This is a genomic window from Actinomadura nitritigenes (assembly GCF_017573545.1).
Taxonomy (GTDB): domain Bacteria; phylum Actinomycetota; class Actinomycetes; order Streptosporangiales; family Streptosporangiaceae; genus Spirillospora; species Spirillospora nitritigenes.
Map to the genome: position 1 here is coordinate 49,664 of NZ_JAGEOK010000019.1, position 17,381 is coordinate 67,044.

General features: G+C 71.7%; 12 protein-coding genes and 1 pseudogene. 5 read left to right on the top strand and 8 right to left on the bottom strand.

The window, feature by feature from the left end; genetic code table 11:
- Window positions 1-13 precede the first annotated feature (13 nt).
- The gene (locus tag J4557_RS28085; RefSeq protein ID WP_208269755.1) at window positions 14-3,694 is read left to right on the top strand and encodes a hydantoinase B/oxoprolinase family protein; all 3,681 of its coding nucleotides are present in this window, start codon (window positions 14-16) and stop codon (window positions 3,692-3,694) included.
- A 27-nt stretch (window positions 3,695-3,721) separates the two neighbouring features.
- On the opposite strand, the gene J4557_RS28090 is transcribed toward J4557_RS28085, so the two are convergent.
- A complete protein-coding gene (locus tag J4557_RS28090; RefSeq protein WP_208269756.1) occupies window positions 3,722-4,918 on the bottom strand; it encodes a CapA family protein in 1,197 nt (398 codons plus the stop codon).
- Between the two features lie 443 nt (window positions 4,919-5,361).
- The gene (gene yczR, locus J4557_RS28095) at window positions 5,362-6,753 is read right to left on the bottom strand and encodes a MocR-like transcription factor YczR (RefSeq protein WP_208269757.1); all 1,392 of its coding nucleotides are present in this window, start codon (window positions 6,751-6,753) and stop codon (window positions 5,362-5,364) included.
- Window positions 6,754-6,871: 118 nt separating this feature from the next.
- Between yczR and yczE the strand changes: the two genes are divergently transcribed.
- Both yczE and J4557_RS28105 read left to right on the top strand, forming a co-directional pair.
- The gene (gene yczE, locus J4557_RS28100; RefSeq protein WP_208269758.1) at window positions 6,872-7,525 is read left to right on the top strand and encodes a membrane protein YczE; all 654 of its coding nucleotides are present in this window, start codon (window positions 6,872-6,874) and stop codon (window positions 7,523-7,525) included.
- A pseudogene (locus J4557_RS28105) lies at window positions 7,504-7,695 on the top strand (hypothetical protein); the annotation flags it as partial. The gene yczE and the pseudogene J4557_RS28105, both read left to right, overlap by 22 nt.
- A gap of 157 nt (window positions 7,696-7,852) precedes the next feature.
- On the opposite strand, the gene J4557_RS28110 reads toward J4557_RS28105, so the two are convergent.
- The 3 genes from J4557_RS28110 to J4557_RS28120 all read right to left on the bottom strand — a co-directional run bounded on the left by J4557_RS28110 (window position 7,853) and on the right by J4557_RS28120 (window position 9,746).
- Entirely contained in the window at window positions 7,853-8,278 is a 426-nt protein-coding gene (locus J4557_RS28110) for a permease-like cell division protein FtsX (protein WP_208269759.1), read from the bottom strand.
- A gap of 281 nt (window positions 8,279-8,559) precedes the next feature.
- Window positions 8,560-9,330 carry a hypothetical protein gene (locus J4557_RS28115; RefSeq protein ID WP_208269760.1) on the bottom strand — a complete coding sequence of 257 codons (771 nt, stop codon included), beginning with the start codon at window positions 9,328-9,330 and terminating at the stop codon, window positions 8,560-8,562.
- A gap of 95 nt (window positions 9,331-9,425) precedes the next feature.
- Window positions 9,426-9,746 carry an antibiotic biosynthesis monooxygenase family protein gene (locus tag J4557_RS28120; RefSeq protein WP_208269761.1) on the bottom strand — a complete coding sequence of 107 codons (321 nt, stop codon included), beginning with the start codon at window positions 9,744-9,746 and terminating at the stop codon, window positions 9,426-9,428.
- A gap of 72 nt (window positions 9,747-9,818) precedes the next feature.
- Here J4557_RS28120 and J4557_RS28125 point away from each other — a divergent pair, with 72 nt between their 5' ends.
- Both J4557_RS28125 and J4557_RS28130 read left to right on the top strand, forming a co-directional pair.
- Window positions 9,819-10,298: a hypothetical protein gene (locus J4557_RS28125; protein WP_208269762.1), complete on the top strand. Its 480-nt coding sequence runs from the start codon at window positions 9,819-9,821 to the stop codon at window positions 10,296-10,298.
- A gap of 228 nt (window positions 10,299-10,526) precedes the next feature.
- A complete protein-coding gene (locus J4557_RS28130) occupies window positions 10,527-13,610 on the top strand; it encodes an AfsR/SARP family transcriptional regulator (protein WP_208269763.1) in 3,084 nt (1,027 codons plus the stop codon).
- On the opposite strand, the gene J4557_RS28135 is transcribed toward J4557_RS28130, so the two are convergent.
- The 3 genes from J4557_RS28135 to J4557_RS28145 are packed head-to-tail and all read right to left on the bottom strand — an operon-like array spanning window position 13,592 to window position 17,277.
- Complete coding sequence (locus J4557_RS28135) at window positions 13,592-14,404, bottom strand: ABC transporter permease (protein WP_208269764.1); 813 nt, start codon at window positions 14,402-14,404, stop codon at window positions 13,592-13,594. The two genes, J4557_RS28130 and J4557_RS28135, sit on opposite strands and share 19 nt — an antisense overlap.
- Window positions 14,401-15,369, bottom strand: a complete 969-nt coding sequence (locus tag J4557_RS28140) for an ATP-binding cassette domain-containing protein (protein WP_208269765.1) — start codon at window positions 15,367-15,369, stop codon at window positions 14,401-14,403. The genes J4557_RS28135 and J4557_RS28140 overlap by 4 nt, the downstream gene beginning before the upstream one ends.
- Before the next feature lie 24 nt (window positions 15,370-15,393).
- Complete coding sequence (locus J4557_RS28145) at window positions 15,394-17,277, bottom strand: chloride channel protein (protein ID WP_208269766.1); 1,884 nt, start codon at window positions 17,275-17,277, stop codon at window positions 15,394-15,396.
- Window positions 17,278-17,381 lie beyond the last annotated feature (104 nt).

The following is a 17,381-nucleotide window of genomic DNA, read 5'->3' on the forward strand; positions in this document are numbered from 1 at the left end:
ATAGACGTGAAGCATGGCCCTTGACGACGGGCACGACCCGCCTTCGCGGGACGACGCCGCGGGCGCCTCGCCCAGCGGGCCTGCCTCGCCGCGCTTCTCGGGCTGGGAGTTCTGGATCGACCGTGGCGGCACGTTCACCGACGTGGTCGCCAGGCGGCCGGACGGTGCCCTCCTCACGCACAAGCTCCTCTCGCAGGCCAGGGAGCGCTATCAGGACGCGGCGCTCGCCGGGATCAGGCACCTGCTCGGGGTGGCGCCCGGCGGGCCGATCCCGACGGAGCGGATCGCGGGCGTGCGGCTCGGGACGACGGTGGCGACGAACGCCCTGCTCGAACGCAGGGGCGAGCCGACGGTACTGGTCATCACCGAGGGTTTCCGCGACGCGCTGCGGATCGCGTACCAGAACCGCCCGCACATCTTCGCGAGGGAGATCGTGCTGCCCGAGCTGCTGTACGCACGGGTGATCGAGGTGAAGGAGCGCGTCGACGCGCACGGGCGGGTCGTCGTCCCGCTGGACGAGGACGCAGTCGAACGCGACCTCCGCGCGGCCTACGAGGAGGGACTGCGTTCGGTCGCGATCGTGTGCGTGCACGGCTACCGCCACGCCGCGCACGAGATCGCCATCGGGGAGATCGCACGCCGGACCGGTTTCACCCAGGTCTCGGAGTCGCATGCGACGAGCCCGCTGATGAAGCTGGTCTCGCGCGGCGACACCACCGTCGTCGACGCCTACCTCTCGCCGATCCTGGGCCGGTACGTCGACCGGGTGTCCGAGGAGCTGGACGGCGTGCCGTTGATGTTCATGCAGTCCAACGGCGGGCTCACCGACGCCCGGGGGTTCCGCGGCAAGGACTCGATCCTGTCCGGGCCGGCGGGCGGCATCGTCGGAATGGCGCGCACGTCGGCCGCCGCGGGCTTCCAGCGGGTCATCGGCTTCGACATGGGCGGGACCTCCACCGACGTCTCGCACTACGCGGGCGAGTTCGAGCGCCAGTACGAGACGCAGGTGGCGGGAGTGCGGATGCGGGCGCCGATGCTGAGCATCCGCACGGTCGCGGCCGGCGGCGGGTCGGTGCTGCACTTCGACGGCGGCCGGTACCGGGTGGGCCCCGACTCCGCGGGCGCCGATCCCGGTCCGGCCTGCTACCGCCGCGGCGGCCCGCTCACCCTGACCGACGCGAACGTGATGCTCGGGCGGATCCGGCCCGAGCACTTCCCGCACGTCTTCGGCCCGGCGGGTGACCGGCCCATCGACGCCGAGGTCGTCCGGGACCGCTTCGCCGCCCTGGCGGCCGAGATCGGCGACGGCCGCCCGCCCGAGGACGTCGCGGCCGGGTTCCTGGAGATCGCGGTGACCAACATGGCCAACGCGATCAAGAAGATCTCCGTGCAACGCGGCTACGACGTCACCGGATATGTGCTGGCCACCTTCGGCGGCGCCGGCGGCCAGCATGCCTGCGCGGTCGCCGACGCCCTCGGCATGCGGCAGGTGCTCGTCCATCCGCTGGCCGGGGTGCTGTCGGCGTACGGGATGGGGCTGGCCGACGTCACCGCCATGCGGGAGTCCGCGGTGGAGGCCCCGCTGAGCGAGGACCTGCTGCCCGAGCTGAGCGCGATCCTGGGGAGGCTGGAGCGCGACGCGCGCGATGAGCTGCGGGACGAGGGGATGGGGGCGAAGCGCGTCCTGCGCCGCGCTCACCTGCGCTACGCCGGCACCGACACGGCCCTGCTGGTCCGGATCGGCACCGTGGAGTCGATGGTCGCCGAGTTCGAGGAGACCTACCGGCGCCGGTTCGCCTTCCTCATGCGGGACAAGCAGATCGTCGTGGAGGCCGTGTCGATCGAGGCCGTCGGCGACCTGGACCGGGCGGCGGAGGCGCCGCTCCCGGGCGGCGGCCGAGGGCCCGCCGAGCCGGTGAGCGTCCGGGCGTACGCCGGCGGCGCCTGGCGGGAGGTCGCCCTGTACCAGCGGGGGGACCTGCGGCCCGGGGACACCGTCCCGGGCCCGGCGATCATCGCGGAGGCCAACGGGACGACCGTGGTCGACGAGGGCTGGAGCGCGAGGGTGAACGAGCTCGGCCACCTGCTGCTCGCCCGGGTGGCGCCGAGGCCCGGGGGACGCGCGGTCGGCACCGCCGCCGACCCGGTCATGCTGGAGATCTTCAACAGCCTCTTCATGTCCATCGCCGAGCAGATGGGCGTCCGGCTGCGGAGCACGGCGCACTCGGTCAACATCAAGGAGCGCCTGGACTTCTCCTGCGCGATCTTCGACGCGGACGGCGACCTCATCGCCAACGCGCCGCACATCCCCGTGCACCTCGGCTCGATGGGGGCCTCCATCAAGGAGCTGATCAGGCGGCGGATGCCCGCCGGGGGGATGCGGCGGGGCGAGGTCTACGTGCTCAACGACCCCTACCATGGCGGGACGCATCTGCCCGACGTCACCGTCGTCACCCCCGTCTTCGCCGGGGACGTGGATTCCGCGCCGGGCGAGGGCGGCGGCCTCTCCTTCCTCGTCGCGTCCAGGGGGCACCACGCCGAGATCGGCGGCATCACCCCGGGGTCCATGCCGGCCTTCAGCAGGAGGGTGGAGGAGGAGGGCGTCCTGATCGACAACTGGCTCCTCGTCGAGGGCGGCAGGATGCGGGAGGCCGAGACGATCGAGCTGCTCAGCTCGGCGGTCCATCCGTCCCGCAACCCGCTCGACAACGTCGCCGACCTGCGCGCCCAGGTCGCCGCCAACGAGAAGGGCGTGCGGGAGCTGCGCGACATGGTCCGGAGTTTCGGCCTGGACGTCGTGCACGCCTACATGGGTCACGTCAAGGACAACGCGGAGGAGTCGGTCCGTCGGGTGATCAGCGCGCTGCACGACGGTTCGTACGCCTACGAGCTCGACAGCGGCGCGGTGATCAGAGTCGCGATCCGCATCGACCGCCGTGCCAGGACGGCCGACATCGACTTCACCGGCACCTCCCCCCAGTCGGACGGCAACTTCAACGCGCCGTCGTCGGTGGCGATGGCGGCCGTGCTGTACGTGTTCCGCACGCTGGTGGCCGAGGACATCCCGCTGAACGCCGGCTGCCTGACGCCGATCCACGTCACGATCCCCCCGGGCACGATGCTGTCGCCGGAGTACCCGGCGGCCGTGGCCGCGGGCAACGTCGAGACCTCGCAGGCCGTGACCGGTGCGCTGTACGGTGCGCTGCGGGTGATGGCGGAGGGCTCGGGCACGATGAACAACGTCACCTTCGGCAATGAGCGCCACCAGTACTACGAGACGGTGGCCAGTGGCTCCGGTGCCGGGAGCGGCTTCAACGGCGCCGACGTCGTCCAGACCCACATGACCAACTCCCGGCTCACCGACCCCGAAGTGCTGGAGTGGCGCTACCCGGTGCTGCTCGAAGGCCACGAGATCCGCCGCGGCAGCGGTGGGGCGGGACGCCGGCGCGGGGGCGACGGAGCCCGGCGGCGCATCCGCTTCCTGGAACCGATGACGGTGACCACGCTGAGCAGCCACCGGCGCGTCCCGCCGTACGGCATGGCGGGCGGCGCTCCGGGCGCGCTGGGCCGGCAGTGGGTGGAGCGCGCCGACGGCACCGTGACGCCGATGAAGGGCTGCGACTCGCTGCACGTCGGCGCCGGCGACGTCTTCGTCATCGAGACACCGGGCGGCGGCGGCTACGGTGCGGAGTGAGCGGCCGCACGCCCGTCTCGACGCGTCCTAGGGGCCCGCGAGCTGCTCGGCGGAGGCCGGGGCGCCCGGGAGGGGGCCGTCCAGCATGGGGACCTTCGGTCCGAGGCTGCGGACGGTCGTCGTCGTGCGGTCGAGCGCCGCGCGGTACCGGGCGCGGGTCGAGGCGGGAAGGTCGCCACGGGCGAGCGCACGGGGCAGGTCGACGAGCCGGATCGGCGGGCCCGCTTCCACGAGGGTCGGGACGAACGACGGCGCGGCACGCCAGCGGCCCGCCGCGTCGCGCGTCAGCTGGAACCGGGCGACCAGGCCCTCGTGGGTGTCCTCGCTGTTGGCGACCGGATTGGCGACCTGGTTGCCCATGCCGTACACGACCCACTTACCGTTGATCCGGTCGAACGGCTGCACGACGTGCACGTGATCGCCGATGATCAGATCGACGTCGGGTGAGGCGAGCAGGCGGCGGGCCAGCGCCCGCTGCTCGTCCGTGGGCGCGTGCCGGTACTCCTCGCCCCAGTGCAGGCTGACGATGACGATCTCGGCGCCGTTCGCTCTCGCGCGGGCGGCGGCGTGCAGGATCGCGGGCGCGTCCAGCCCGGAATTGACCAGCCACGGCCGGCCCCGCGGGATCGGAATGCCGTTGGTGCCGTAGGTGTAGGAGAGCTGCGCGACCTTCACACCCCGCACGTCGAGCAGATCGGTGCGGTCGGCCTCGGCGGGGCCGCGCGCCGATCCGGTGTGCCGGACGCCCGCGGCGTCCAGGGCGCCGAGCGTCCGCCGCACCCCGGCGTCGCCCTGGTCGATGGTGTGGTTGGACGCGGTGGAGCAGGTGTCGTAGCCGAGGTCGCGGATGGCGTCGACGATCTGCGGCGGGGAGTTGAACGTGGGATAGCCCTGGAACGGGCCGCGGCGCGTGGCCACCGGTGTCTCCAGGTGGCAGATGCCGATGTCGGCGGTGTCGATGAGGGGGCGCAGCTGCCTCAGCATGGGGAGGAAGTCCCAGCCGCGGTGGCCGCTCGTCGCGGCGTCCTCGGCCGCCTGCGTGATGAGCGGCTGGTGCAGAAGGAAGTCGCCGGTGGCCGCCACCGTGACGGTGGCGGGCCCCCTGGGCGCGGCCGCACGCCGATGGGACGGAGCATGGCGCACGTCGGCCGTGCACCCCGCCACGAGCGCGGTGAGCGCCGCGGCCAGCAGGAACGCCGTTGTCCGGGAAGTCCTCTTCAGCAAATAACTCGTCACACGGGCCGTCGTTCCTGAAATGAGTGCGAGCAACCGGCTAATGCTCAATAATGTGGTGCTTTTGGTCTTTGGCCGATGGTGGAGAGAAGTTCCCTTTGCGGCTCTCTCATGGCACAGTCCGGCAAATCGGGGAAAATCACTAATTGGGGACGACTGAAAGAGGAGCCGAGGGTGAGCGAAGCCCATGCCGGGGGGGAAATCGCGCGCATGACGCGAGAGGTCCGGGAGCCGATCGGGCCGTTCGCGCACCTGGACGAACTGCTCCACTCGGCCCTGCCCCGGCTGGCCGACCCGAGCCGTAGAAGCGCTCCATGAGCAGCGAGGTGGGCAGGTCGTTGACCGCCCAGAGAGCGCCGACCTTGGGCAGTGCTAAGCGACGGCGCCCAGTGCGAACGTGACAACGTCGTTGCGGGTCATAGCGTTGTTGACGCTCATGCAACAGGCGCGGGGGTATGGGTTCCGGTCGCTCCTTGGGTGAGCGCCTGTTCCGCCTGTGCGAGTCTGCGGATCGCCTGGGTGAGTTGGTCCGCAGGGAGCGTGTACGGCAGGCGGATGTTGCGTTCGAACGCGCCTCCGACACCGAATCGAGGTCCGGCCGCGATCGCCACTCCGTGGTCAGGGGCGATGGCTGCCAGGCGCGAGCTGATGGGTTCGGGGAATGTAGCCCACAGCGTCATGCCACCGGCCGGCTGTGGTGCGTGGACATGAGGCAGGTGCTCGGTGAGTGCTCGCCTCAGCGCTTCTCGCTGTTCTCTCAGCTGATGGAGCGTCTTGTGCCGCCGGGTCCGACGTTCGTTGAGCAGGACGGCGGTGGCGAGCTGTTCGACTACGGGGGTGCCGAGGTCCGTGGCGGGGCGAGCCTGTTCGACGCGTTCCAGAAGGGAGGGGGTCGCGCGAATCCAGCCGATGCGGAGGCCGCCCCAGATGCTCTTGGAGACTGAGCCGATACTGATGGCGGTGGGCATGTGGACCGCGAAGGGCTCCGGGCTCGCTCCGTCCAGAGCGAGATCGCTCATGGTCTCGTCGACGACGGTGAGGCAGGGCAGTCGGAGGTCGCGGCGCACGCCCGCGGCCATGCTCATCCCGGTCGGGTTGTGGAAGTCGGGTATCAGGTAGGCGAGATGCGCGGCGCGCGCCGCTTCACGGAGCTGCGCGGTGTCCCAGCCGGAAGGGGTCAAGGCGACGGGCAACAGCCGGGCGCGAACCTCCAGGAACGTCTTGATCGCGTGCGGGTAGGTCGGATGGTCGATCACGATCCTGTCGCGTGGCGACAGGATCATTCGCGCCAGAACGGCCAGTGCGTGCTGGGCGCCGTTGGTGATCATGATGTGGTCGGGTCGGGTGGGCAGTCCTCGCCCCCGGTACCAGTGGGCGACCGCTTCGCGCAGCTCTGTGGTGCCGTAGCGGTCGTAGCCGTGCCGCTCGAAGTGCCGGGGCAGCTGTTCGAGAGCGGTCGCGAACGCGGCGTGGAGGATCTCGACCGGTGCCGGCGGAGCGGCCAAGGACAGGTCGATGGTCGCCGAGCCTGCGTCGTTCCGCCGTTCGGCCGGCGTGTCATCGGGCAGCCGCACGGTCGCTCTGGCGCGTGACCGGGTTGCGAGGTAACCGTGATCGACCAGGGTGCGGTACGCGGTGCCGACGGTGGTTCTGCTGGTGCCGAGCGTGTTGGCCAGGTCCCGCTCGCTCGGCATGGCCGCGCCCAGGGAGAGGCGTCCGTCCAGGACCAGCAGCCGGAGCCGGTCGGACAGGCGTTGGTGCGCCGGCCCGGGGCCCTCCTGCCAGTCGCCCACCATGCCGGCCACCGTGTGCGAACTGACCTTCACCGGACCAGCGTAACGAATCTGGCTATGGAATCCAGGGCCAGATCGTCTGCAAGGTTGCCCCATGGCACCTCTTGCTACTCCTGAACGCTTCTCCGAGCCGCCTCCTTGCGACCGACCCGTGCTGCTGCGCATGAGCGCCGCCGCCCAAGTTCGGGCGGGCCGAAAGACCCGCCGAATCCTCCAGCTCCTGGCCGGTCTGGCGGGGTACGGGGCCGCCGTGATGATGCTGGTCCGGTCCGGGCTTGGAGCTGCGAGCTGGAACGTGCTCACGGAGGGGACGGCCGACGCGCTGGGCGTTTCGTTCGGTTGGGCGACGAACCTGATCTCCGTCCTTGTGCTCCTCGCATGGATCCCGATGCGGGAGCTACCCGGACTCGGCACACTTCTCAACGTGGCCATCGTCGGATTCGCCGCGGATGCCACCGCGGCCGTGCTCCCCGAGCCGCAGGGGATGCTCGGCCAGAGCGGGTACCTCCTGCTCGGCCTGGTCGCACTGGCGTTCTTCGATGCGCTCTACCTCGGCGCACAGTTCGGGTCGGGCCCACGCGACGGCATCATGACCGGACTTGTGCGGCTCACCCGTCTGCCCGTCGCCGCCGTCCGCACCGGAATCGAAGTCGTGGTCGCCGGCATCGGCTGGCTGCTGGGAGGGACCGTCGGGGCGGGAACCGTGCTCATCGCGCTGTGCATGGGGCCTCTCGTGGGCTTCTTCTTGCCACGAACAGCCGTACGCCTGCCTTCCACTTCTCCATGCGAACGACGCGAATCGTGATCGCGGGTACGTCCGCGCTTCATCGGAACGCCCCACTTCTGGTTGAAGGGCGACGCCGACTGGCAGCGCGCAGCAAGACGCGTCCCTTCGCCCATGTGGCCGGGGAGATGGGCATGTCCAGGGCGTGTGCGCCGAAGTGGGTGAATCGCCACCGCCGTCACGGCGAACTGCCCTCGATCACCCCAGCACCTCGCCGACTGAACCGGGTTGCAACTTGATCCGGAACCGCCTGGGTTTCCACCGCAAGGTGGAGGTTTCGTCGGGGCCCTTAGCGAAGGAAGACGGGGAGGAATGAGCGGCTGCACTGCTCGCTCGACGTCCTGGCGTCTACTCGGCGTCCTTGACGTCTTGCACGCCTGGCCTGCCCGCCAGTCTCTGACGCAGGGTCTTGATGGTGGCGGTGTCGCGGATCCGAGCCACGAACAATGCTGTGGGTTGGCTCGGGCGGATGCTGGGCGGAAGCTGCGTTGACGTCTTGGAGTGCTGAGGGGTCACGTACGCCACCGAGATGACGCCAGGGTCGGGATCCAGAGTCTGCAGGATCTCCCGCATCTGTGTGGGGGTGACGTCGTCGTTCAAGAAGACCGCCACCAGCTTCTGCTGCCCTGCGGGCGAAGGTGTCGTGGGCGAGTTCGCTCCCCCTGGCCGGGACATCATCAAGGCAATGGCCACGGTGATCGCGCCGAGCCCCAGCAGTGTCCCGCCGGCAGCGAGGAACGCGATGAGCACCTTGTTGGGCCGCTTGGGCGGCATGGACGGCCCCAACGGACCGCTGGGGAGCGGTGGTCGGACGTGCATGGCCGCGCGACTGGAGGCGGGACCAGGGTCTTGCGCCGAGGGGGGCCGGTCGGCCGGGGAGGGGGGCCGGTCAGTCATCTGTGAACCTCCAGTCGCCGCTCACAACGGTCATGCAGACACTAGCGTCTTTATGGCTCGTCTTCTGAGTGACCACGCGATCCATGGCGTGAGAGGACCCACGGCCTCCGGACTCGTCGGTGATGCTGCCGGTGAGTGAACCCGGAGCAGGCGCCGGATCAGTACCTGTAGCCGGGCCAGTGCGGGTCGTCCCAGCGGGCCGGTCCGTTGAGGCCGATCAGACGGACACGGTGGAGCAGTGCTGGTGGAGCGCCGTGCTGCCGGAGCCGGTCCGAGGCGTGATCGACCAGCCATGCCACCAGTTCGGCGAGGGTCTGCGCCTCGGTCTCCTCAGAGCTCCAGGTGTCCCATGGCAGGCTGTCGCCCAGGAGGTCGTAGTCCCACTGTTCTACCGCTTGCACCAGATGTCGGTCGGCTGCCGGGGCGCGCGAGGTCTCCCAAGCGGTCAGCCATGGGGTGAGGGTGCCGGAGGCTTCGGCGACGCAGGCGAGGACGTCGTAGGCGGGTACGGCGGGTTCCGGCAGGGGCAAGGTGTGGTCCCACCAGGCGTCGAGGAACTCGGCGACCGCACTCGCTTGGCCCGCTGGCCATTCCTGCCACTGACCGCGGGCGAGGAACCGTCCAACGTCCTCGAAACCGCGCTCAGACTCGATCAGGCCACCTACCAGGGCGGTCGCGAATTGCGGCAGGATCCGGCGGACCACGGACGCGTGGTCGTCCCATCCTGGAGCTTGCCAGGTGCGGCGCAGCAGGTCCGGATCGAGCGTCACATCGGGCATCTTCAACAGCGCGAGCTCTCTCGCGCTGCCCCAGTGACACTCACAGTTGTGCTCGTCAGGGGCGGCGACCATCCCGCGGAAGGTGACGGACAGGCCGTCCAACGCGGACGTGAGGCGCAGGCCGGCGCACGTCGGGTCAAGGCTCGTCATGGGCGATCGCCTTCAAGGGCTCCGGGACGTTCCCGCCGACCGAAGATCGCAACCTTACCGGCTCTGATCCCCGGCTAGGGAGCGCGGAGCGCCCGCTAGACCAGATCGTTCACGGTGTCGACCACGACCGTCCGATGGCTGACCGTCTCGTCATAGGTCAACAGCACGGCTCGTGCCTCCGGCTCCACCACGGCCGTCGTCATGTCGGTTCCAGCGAAAGCCCGTATGGCCTCATCGGACTCCCACAGGGTCATGACCTCCAGATCCACCAGGTCATCCCTGTCCAGGCGAAAGAGGTACGCGCCTCGGTGCCCGTCGAGGCGACGGAGCGTTGGCAGCACCGAGCCGGTGAAGTGCGCACGGTAGGCCTCCGCCCCCTCGGGGGTGGCGGTTGCGCGCCAGACTCTGGCGATCATGGCGGCTCCGGTTGTCGCTTGTACCCGTGTGCGGGCACCGACCATACCGCCCTACAAGACCCACAGGGGGTCATGTCCCAGCGCCCGTGCGGCTGGGGTCTGCGGGGTGGGCGCCGGTACGCGACCGGGCGCGCTCGGCCGCGCGTCGCTGGGCGACCTTGCTCGCCGGCCTGGTCCGCTCGGAGCAACGCGCGCCGGCCCACGTTCGCCCACGGCGTTGGTCCGTCGGCGCCGCTGGCGGCGCTGCACCTGCCGCTACGCGACCTGACCACTGCGCCGATCGGTGAACTCGCCTCCGGCGAACACCGCGCTCTGCTGCTGGACCTCTTCGCGTGGATGCGTTCAGGATTCGGCTTTGCGGTGGATATCCGCGGCATGGCATGTGGCGGTCTGGTGCCTTCCGCCAAGCGACTGTCCTTGATCATCGCCGCTACCGGAGATGGTGCCGTGCCCCTCGCCCAGGCCGAGGCACTGGCCGCCGCCCTCACCGACTTCCTCGTTCAGCCACGCCCGGCCAGGGCACTCGGGTCAGCTGATGAAGGCGGCACCTGAGCACATCAGGGCGCGGATCCTGTGAGGTACCTCCGGGCGCCCCGTTGCTCGCGGGCTCGTGGATGGCCGACGACCGGCAATGCGCGTAGCCGCTCCCGCTAATCGGGTGCGGCTTCTCGGCGGATCAATGCGAGTCGACTCCGAGGGTGAGCTGCGCTCCTGTGGTCGGGATACTCGGCGGTGTCCGCCGGAGCCGTTTCGCCGAGCCGCCGGTGGCAGAGTGAGGGCATGCGCGTTGCGATCCTCGGGCCGTTGTCGGTCACCGATCAGGGCGGTGGCGTCGCGGTGGGCGGTGCGCGGTTGCGGGTGCTGCTGGTCAGGCTGGCGTTGGAGCCGGGTCGGCCGGTGCCGGTGGATTCGCTGGTGCGGGCGGTGTGGCCGGACGGCGGCCCGGCCGATCGCGTGCACGCGTTGCAGGCGCTGGTCTCGCGGTTGCGGCGGGTGCTTCCCGAAGGGCGGCTGCGGTCGCTGCCTGGAGGATATGTCTTGGATATTGCATACGAGGCGGTTGACGCGCTGTCCTTCGAGCGCATGGCTCGCGACGGTGCGCGGGCCTTGCGGGAGGGCGACGCCTTTCGCGCGTCCGCCCTTCTGCGCGAGGCATTGGAGATGTGGAGAGGGGACGCGTTGGCGGACGCGGCGGGCCTGCCGTTCGCCGACGCCGCGGCCGTTCGGCTGGAGGAGTTGCGGCTCGCCGCGACGGAGGATCGTGTCGCCGCGGACCTCGCTACGGGAGCCGATGAGGCAGGGCTCGTCGCGGAGCTGGAAGGGCTGGCGGCGCGGCATCCGCTGCGTGAGCGGGTGCAGGCGCTGCTGGTACGGGCTCTCCACCGTGCGGGACGCCCCGCCGAAGCGCTGGCGGCGTACGAGCGGTTCCGGGACATCCTGGCCGAGGAAATGGGCGCCGACCCCGGGCCCGAGTCGCGGGAGGCCTACCTCGCCGTACTGCGATCGGCTCCGCCGGAGCGGCCGCGCGGGAACCTGCGCGCCCCGTCGACCAGCTTCGTCGGACGGGAGGACGAGCGCGCCTGGATCGGGAGCCGGCTCTGGGAGGGCCGGCTGGTCACGCTCGTGGGGCCGGGCGGTGCGGGCAAGACGAGGCTGGCGACGACCGTCGCGGCGGAGGTGGCCGGCCGGTTTCCCGGCGGAGTGTGGCTGGTGGAGTTGGCGGCGGTCGCCGCCCCCGGCGGGGTCCCGCGGGCGGTGGCCGAGGCGCTCGGGCTCCGCGATGGCGGGGGCTGGCGCGGCGCCGCGGAGGGACTGGTCGACGCCCTGGCGCTGGACGAGACGCTGATCGTCCTGGACAACTGCGAGCACGTGGTGGAGGCGGCCGCCCGGCTCGCCGACGACCTCCTCGGCCGCTGCCCCGGCCTGCGCATCCTCGCGACCAGCCGGGAACGGCTCGGGCTGGACGGGGAGGCGCTGTGCCCGGTCCCGCCGATGGACGAGGCGGAGTCGGCGCGCCTGTTCGGGGAGCGGGCGGCGGCGGTCCGGCGCGGCTTCGAGGTCGGTGCGGAGAACGCCGCCCTGGTCGGGGAGATCTGCCGCCGGCTGGACGGGCTGCCGCTGGCGATCGAGCTGGCCGCCGCGCGGCTGCGCACGATGCCCGCCGAGCAGCTCGCCGCGCGGCTGGAGGACCGGTTCGCCCTGCTGGGCGGCGGCGCCCGCACGGCCTTGCCGCGGCATCGGACGCTGCGCGCCGTCGTCGCCTGGAGCTGGGACCTGCTGGACGGCCCCGAGCACCGGTTCGCCGCGCGGCTGTCGGTGTTCCCGGGGGCGATCGGCCCGGAGGGCGCGGCACGGGTCGGCGGACGGCCGGACGTCCTGGAGGCCCTCGAAGCGCTGGCCGACCGGTCGCTGCTCCAGGTGATCGACGGTCCGCGGCCGCGGTTCCGGATGCTGGAGACGATCCGCGAGTACGGGCTGGAGCAGCTGGAGGCGGCGGGGGAGACCGGCGAGGCGAGGGCGGCCCATCTGGCCTGCTTCCTCGATCTGGCCGAACGCGCGGAGCCCCACCTGCGCGGCGCCGGGCAGCTGCACTGGATCGGACTGCTGGACGGCGAGCGCGACAACCTGTCCGCGGCTCTGGCGTGGGCGGTCGAGTCGGGCGACGCCGTGTCCGCCGTCCGCCTGGGGGCGGCGCTCGCCTCCTTCTGGATGATCCAGGGGGACCATGCCGAGGCGGCGCGGCGGTTGCGCCTCGCGCTCGGGATGCGGGGCGAGGACACCGTCCCCGGCGATGCCGTCGCGGTCGCTCTGGGCGGGTACGCGTTCAACACCGTCCTGTCGGGCGGCGACGCCCGCGATGATCCGCTGCTGCGACGGTCACGACCGGGCGCGGCCGCCGGGCATCCGCTCGCCGCGCTCGCCGAACCGTCCGCCGCGCTGCTCGACGACGACCCCGTCCGCGGGCTCGCGGCCGTCGACCGCGGCCTGAGCGCGGAGCCGGATCCATGGGCGCGTGCCGCTCTGCACCTGGTACGGGCGATGCTGAACGGCAATCGCGGTGCCATGGACGAGGCCGCCCGCGACATCGCCGCGGCACTGGCGGGATTCCGGCGGTCCGGCGAGCGGGCGGGGCTGGCGCTGGCGCTGGCGTTCTCGGCCGAGGGACGGACGGTCGCGGGCGACTTCGAGACCGCGATCGCCGAGCTGGAGGAGTCCGTCGAGCTGCTGCGCGAGCTGGGGCAGGAGAGCGGCGCGGGGATGCAGCGGGTGATGCTCGCGGTGGCGCGGGCCCGCTCCGGCGACGTCCGGCGGGCCCGGGACGAGCTCGCCGCGATGACCGGCCCAGGTACCGCGACGCCGGTCCGGCACCTCGTTCCCGCGCATCTCGCCCTCGGTGATCTCGCCCGCCACGACGGCGACGTCGGCCGGGCCCGCCACCACTACGCGGCCACCGAGCGGTACCTCGCCCGCGTCCCCGCCTACCCGCAGTTCGGTTCACTGCTGGAGACCGCGATGGCGCACCTGGCGATCGAGGCGGACGAGCCGGACGCGGCCCGCCGCCATCTCCGCAAAGCCCTCGCCCTGGCCATGGACGCGCCCGACCTGCCGATCGCCGCGGTCGCCGGCATCGCCGTCGCACGGCTGGGCGCCGCGTCCGTGCCCGATGCGGCGGCCGAGACCCTCGGCGCCGCTTCGGTTCTGCGCGGGGCGCCCGACGCGTTCAATCCCGATGTCGTCCAGGCGTCCCGGCAGCTGCGCCGCATCCTGGGGGAGCGCGCCTACCGGGACGCCTACGCGAAGGGCGCCGCCCGGAAGGTCCCGGACGCGCTCGCCCTTCTGGACGATCAGCTGCGCCGCCGGTAGGCCGCCACCGCCAGCGGCGCGAACACCGCCAGGAACACCGCCGACCACACCAGCGTCAGCATCGCCTGGTGCGCGACCGGCCCGCCGATCAGCAGGCCGCGGCAGGCGTCCACGGCGTGGCTCACCGGATTCACCTTCACCCATGCCCGCAGCCAGCCTGGCAGGGTGCGGGTCGGCACGACCATGCTCGTCCCGAAGGCCAGCGGGAAGATGCCCAGGAACGCCACCGACTGCACGATGACCTCCTCCCGGATCAGCACGCCGATCAGCACGGTGATCCAGCTCATGCAGAACCCGAGCGTCACCGCCAGCGCCGCCGCGCCGAGCGCCTTCAGCGGCCCGGTCTCGACGCGGAAGCCCAGCAGGTAGCCGGTGGCGAACAGCACCACCACGGCGACGGCGTAGCGGATCAGGTCGCCCAGGACCGAGCCGGCGAGCGGCGCCGACCGGCCGATGGGCAGGCTGCGGAACCGGTCGAACACGCCCTTCTTGATGTCGGTGTTGATGCTGAGCCCGGTCGCCAGCATCCCGACCAGGATCGCCGTCATCACGAGCACGCCGGGGAAGATGTACTGCAGGTACCGGTGCGTCGAGCCCGACACCGCACCGCCGAACAGGTACACGAACAGCAGCAGGAAGATGATCGGGACGAACAGGGCGTCGCTGAGGAGGCCCGGGTTCCGCCGGTTCTTGGTCAGGCTGCGGCCCGCCAGCAGCAGGCTGTGCCGGACGAGCCCGAACGGCCGCCTCGCCGGCGGAACGATCGTCCTCGTGGTGTCGATGGTCGCCGTCATGCCGCCTCTCCCTCGCTCGCGTCGCCGGTGCGGTGGCCGGTCAGGGTGAAGAAGACCTCGTCCAGGCTCGGCAGCCGCAGTGACAGTTCGGTGACGGGGATCCCCGCGGCGCCGAGGCGCCGGACGGTCTCGGCGAGCGCGCGGTCCCCGTCCTCGCCGACGACCGGGGCGACGAGGACGCCCCGGCTGGGCGACTCGGCGTCGCGGCCGGTCACCGCGTTGAGGACCGCCGCGACCTCCACCAGCCGTCCCGGGTCGCGCGGCCGGACGGCGATGGTCTGCCCGCCCGCGACCCTTCTCAGCTCCGCGGGCGTCCCCGCCGCGATCACCCGTCCGTGGTCGATCACCGTGATCGCGTCGGCGAGCGCGTCGGCCTCCTCCAGGTACTGCGTGGTCAGCAGGACGGTCCCGCCGTCGGCCGTCATCGACCGGATCAGCCGCCACGCCTCCTCCCGCCGCCCCGGGTCCAGGCCCGTCGTCGGCTCGTCCAGGAAGATCACCGCGGGCCGGGCGATCATGCTGGCGGCCAGGTCGAGGCGGCGCCGCATCCCGCCCGAGTACGTCGACACCTTGCGTCCCGCGTCGCCGGTCAGCCCGAACCGCTCCAGCAGCTCGGCGGTGCGGGCGCGCGCCTCGGCCTTGCGCAGGTCGAGCAGCCGGCCGATCAGTACGAGGTTCTCGGCGCCGGTCAGGTCCTCGTCCACGGACGCGTACTGCCCGGTGAGCCCGATCAGCCTCCGCACCTTCGCGGCGTCGCGCACCACGTCCAGTCCCCGCACCTCGGCCCGCCCCGCGTCGGGCCGCAGCAGCGTCGCGAGCACCCGCACGGCCGTCGTCTTCCCCGCCCCGTTCGGGCCCAGCAGACCGAGCACGCTGCCCGGAGGAGCCGACAGGTCCACACCGTCCAGCGCGACCGTCTTACCGAATCTCTTGACCAGGCCCTCGGCCCGGATCGCGTCGTCCATGACGGCGACGGTGCCGCAGACCGCTCACAGATCGCTCACAGCGTCCGCGGTGATGGTCCCGGCCCTCTCAACGGTGGGTGCGGGGCAGTGTCTTGCGGAGGGTGACGACCGTTCCTCCTCCGGGAGCCGGCGAGGGGCGTGGAGGGCGCGGAGGACGGCCTGGTGGGTGACCCATCCGACGAGGGCGGAGCGGTCGGTGTCGAGGACGGGCAGGCCGGTGCCGTCGGTGGTGGTCAGGTGGTGGAGGGCGTCCGCGAGGGGCATGTCGGCGGTGAGCGGGGCGGGCATCTCGGCCAGCGCGCCCACCGTTGCGGGATGGCCGCCTTCGGGCCCGCGGGGTTCGGGGTCGGCCAGGGCTTCGGCGGCCGCGCGGGAGGTGACGAGGCCCTGGTAGGAGCCGTTGCCGTCGATGACGGGGAGGGCGCCGTGAGCGGACAGGGCCAGGCGTCGCGACGCGGGGGCGATGGTCGATGTGGCGGGCAGGGGGTCGGGGACCGGGGCCATGACGGTCGAGACCAGGGCGGTCATCCGCGGGTCGACGGGCGGGGCGTCCAGGTCGACGCCGCGGCGGCGCAGTTTGAGGGTGTAGATGGTGCTGGACGTCAGGCGCCTGCTGATCAGGGCGGCGACGACGATGGCGGTCATCATCGGCAGGATGATCGAGTATTCGCCGGTGAGTTCGAAGAGGATGACGACGGCGGTGATCGGGGCGCGGGCGGAGCCGGCGAAGACCGCTCCCATGCCGACCAGGGCATAGGCGCCGGGTGAGGCGGTGAGGGACGGGGCGGCGTGGTGGGCGATGGCGCCGAAGGCGCTGCCGAGCATGGCGCCCATGAACAGGCTGGGGGCGAACACGCCTCCGGAGCCGCCGATGCCGATGGTCAGGCTCGTTGCGGCGATCTTCGCCACCAGCAGCAGGAGGAGGAACGCGATGGCGTACTGCCCGTTGACGGCGTTCTGCAGCACGGGGTAGCCGACGCCGTACATCTGGGGGACGGCGAGCAGGAGCAGTCCGAGGAGCAGGCCGCCGGCGGCGGGGCGGAGCCACTCGGGGCCGCGCCAGGCCCGGTCGCACAGGTCCTCGACCAGGTAGAGGGTTCGGGTGAAGCCGACGCCGACCAGTGCGCCGAGTAGCCCCAGTAGGGCGAACAGGGCGTATTCGGCGGGGTGGGAGACCTCGAAGTGGGGCGGTGACATGAAGGGTGCGGAGCCGAGGACGGCGCGGCCGATGACGCTCGCGGTGACGCTGGAAAGCACCACGACGCCGAACGACTCGACGGTGTAGTCGCGCAGGATCAACTCCATGGCGAAGAACACTCCGGCCATGGGCGCGTTGAAGGTGGCGGCGATGCCGCCGGCGGCGCCGCAGGCCGCCAGGATCCGCAGCCGGTTCTCGGTGAGCCGGGCGAGGCGGCCGAGGGTGGAGCCGAGGGCGGCGCCGATCTGCACGATGGGGCCCTCGCGGCCGACCGAGCCGCCCGACCCGATCGTCAGCGCCGATGCCAGGGACTTGACGATGGCGACCTGGGCGCCGATGCGGCCGCCGCGCTGCGCGACGGCGAACATGACCTCGGGCACCCCGTGCCCGCGGGCCTCGGGGGCGAAGCGGTGCACCAGGGGCCCGTAGACCAGCCCGGCGGCCACCGGGACGAGAAGCACGAAGAACGGACCGAGCAACGGCAGGTTCGGGTTGCCGGCGTGTCCGGCGGCGGAGTAGTCGGCGTGCCCGGTGAGCAGATGGGTGAACGCCGCGATGAGCTTGCGGAAGACGACCGCGCCGAGCCCGGCTCCGCAGCCCACCAGCAGGGCCAGGGCGATCAGGCCGCCCTGCGTTTCACGGAGCCGCGTGACCAGAAGGCGAGCGCCTGTCTCGACTGGTATCTCTCGACGGCTGACCGTGGTGTCCACTGCTGAGTCGTCCCTCCCTGTCCGTCCCATAACTATTGCAGTATGCAACATTTTGCCGCGAATGACATTCCTCGGGGCGAGCCGGTGGCCACGGAGTGGGATTG

Bases quoted from the DNA above. Each gene is read 5' to 3' on its own strand.
- J4557_RS28085 (WP_208269755.1), top strand. From the start codon at position 14: ATGGCCCTTGACGACGGGCACGACCCGCCTTCGCGGGACGACGCCGCG.
- J4557_RS28110 (WP_208269759.1), bottom strand. From the start codon at position 8,278: ATGCCGCCCAAGCGGCCCAACAAGGTGCTCATCGCGTTCCTCGCTGCC.
- J4557_RS28115 (WP_208269760.1), bottom strand. From the start codon at position 9,330: ATGACGAGCCTTGACCCGACGTGCGCCGGCCTGCGCCTCACGTCCGCG.
- J4557_RS28120 (WP_208269761.1), bottom strand. From the start codon at position 9,746: ATGATCGCCAGAGTCTGGCGCGCAACCGCCACCCCCGAGGGGGCGGAG.
- J4557_RS28125 (WP_208269762.1), top strand. From the start codon at position 9,819: ATGTCCCAGCGCCCGTGCGGCTGGGGTCTGCGGGGTGGGCGCCGGTAC.
- J4557_RS28130 (WP_208269763.1), top strand. From the start codon at position 10,527: ATGCGCGTTGCGATCCTCGGGCCGTTGTCGGTCACCGATCAGGGCGGT.
- J4557_RS28135 (WP_208269764.1), bottom strand. From the start codon at position 14,404: ATGACGGCGACCATCGACACCACGAGGACGATCGTTCCGCCGGCGAGG.
- J4557_RS28140 (WP_208269765.1), bottom strand. From the start codon at position 15,369: ATGGACGACGCGATCCGGGCCGAGGGCCTGGTCAAGAGATTCGGTAAG.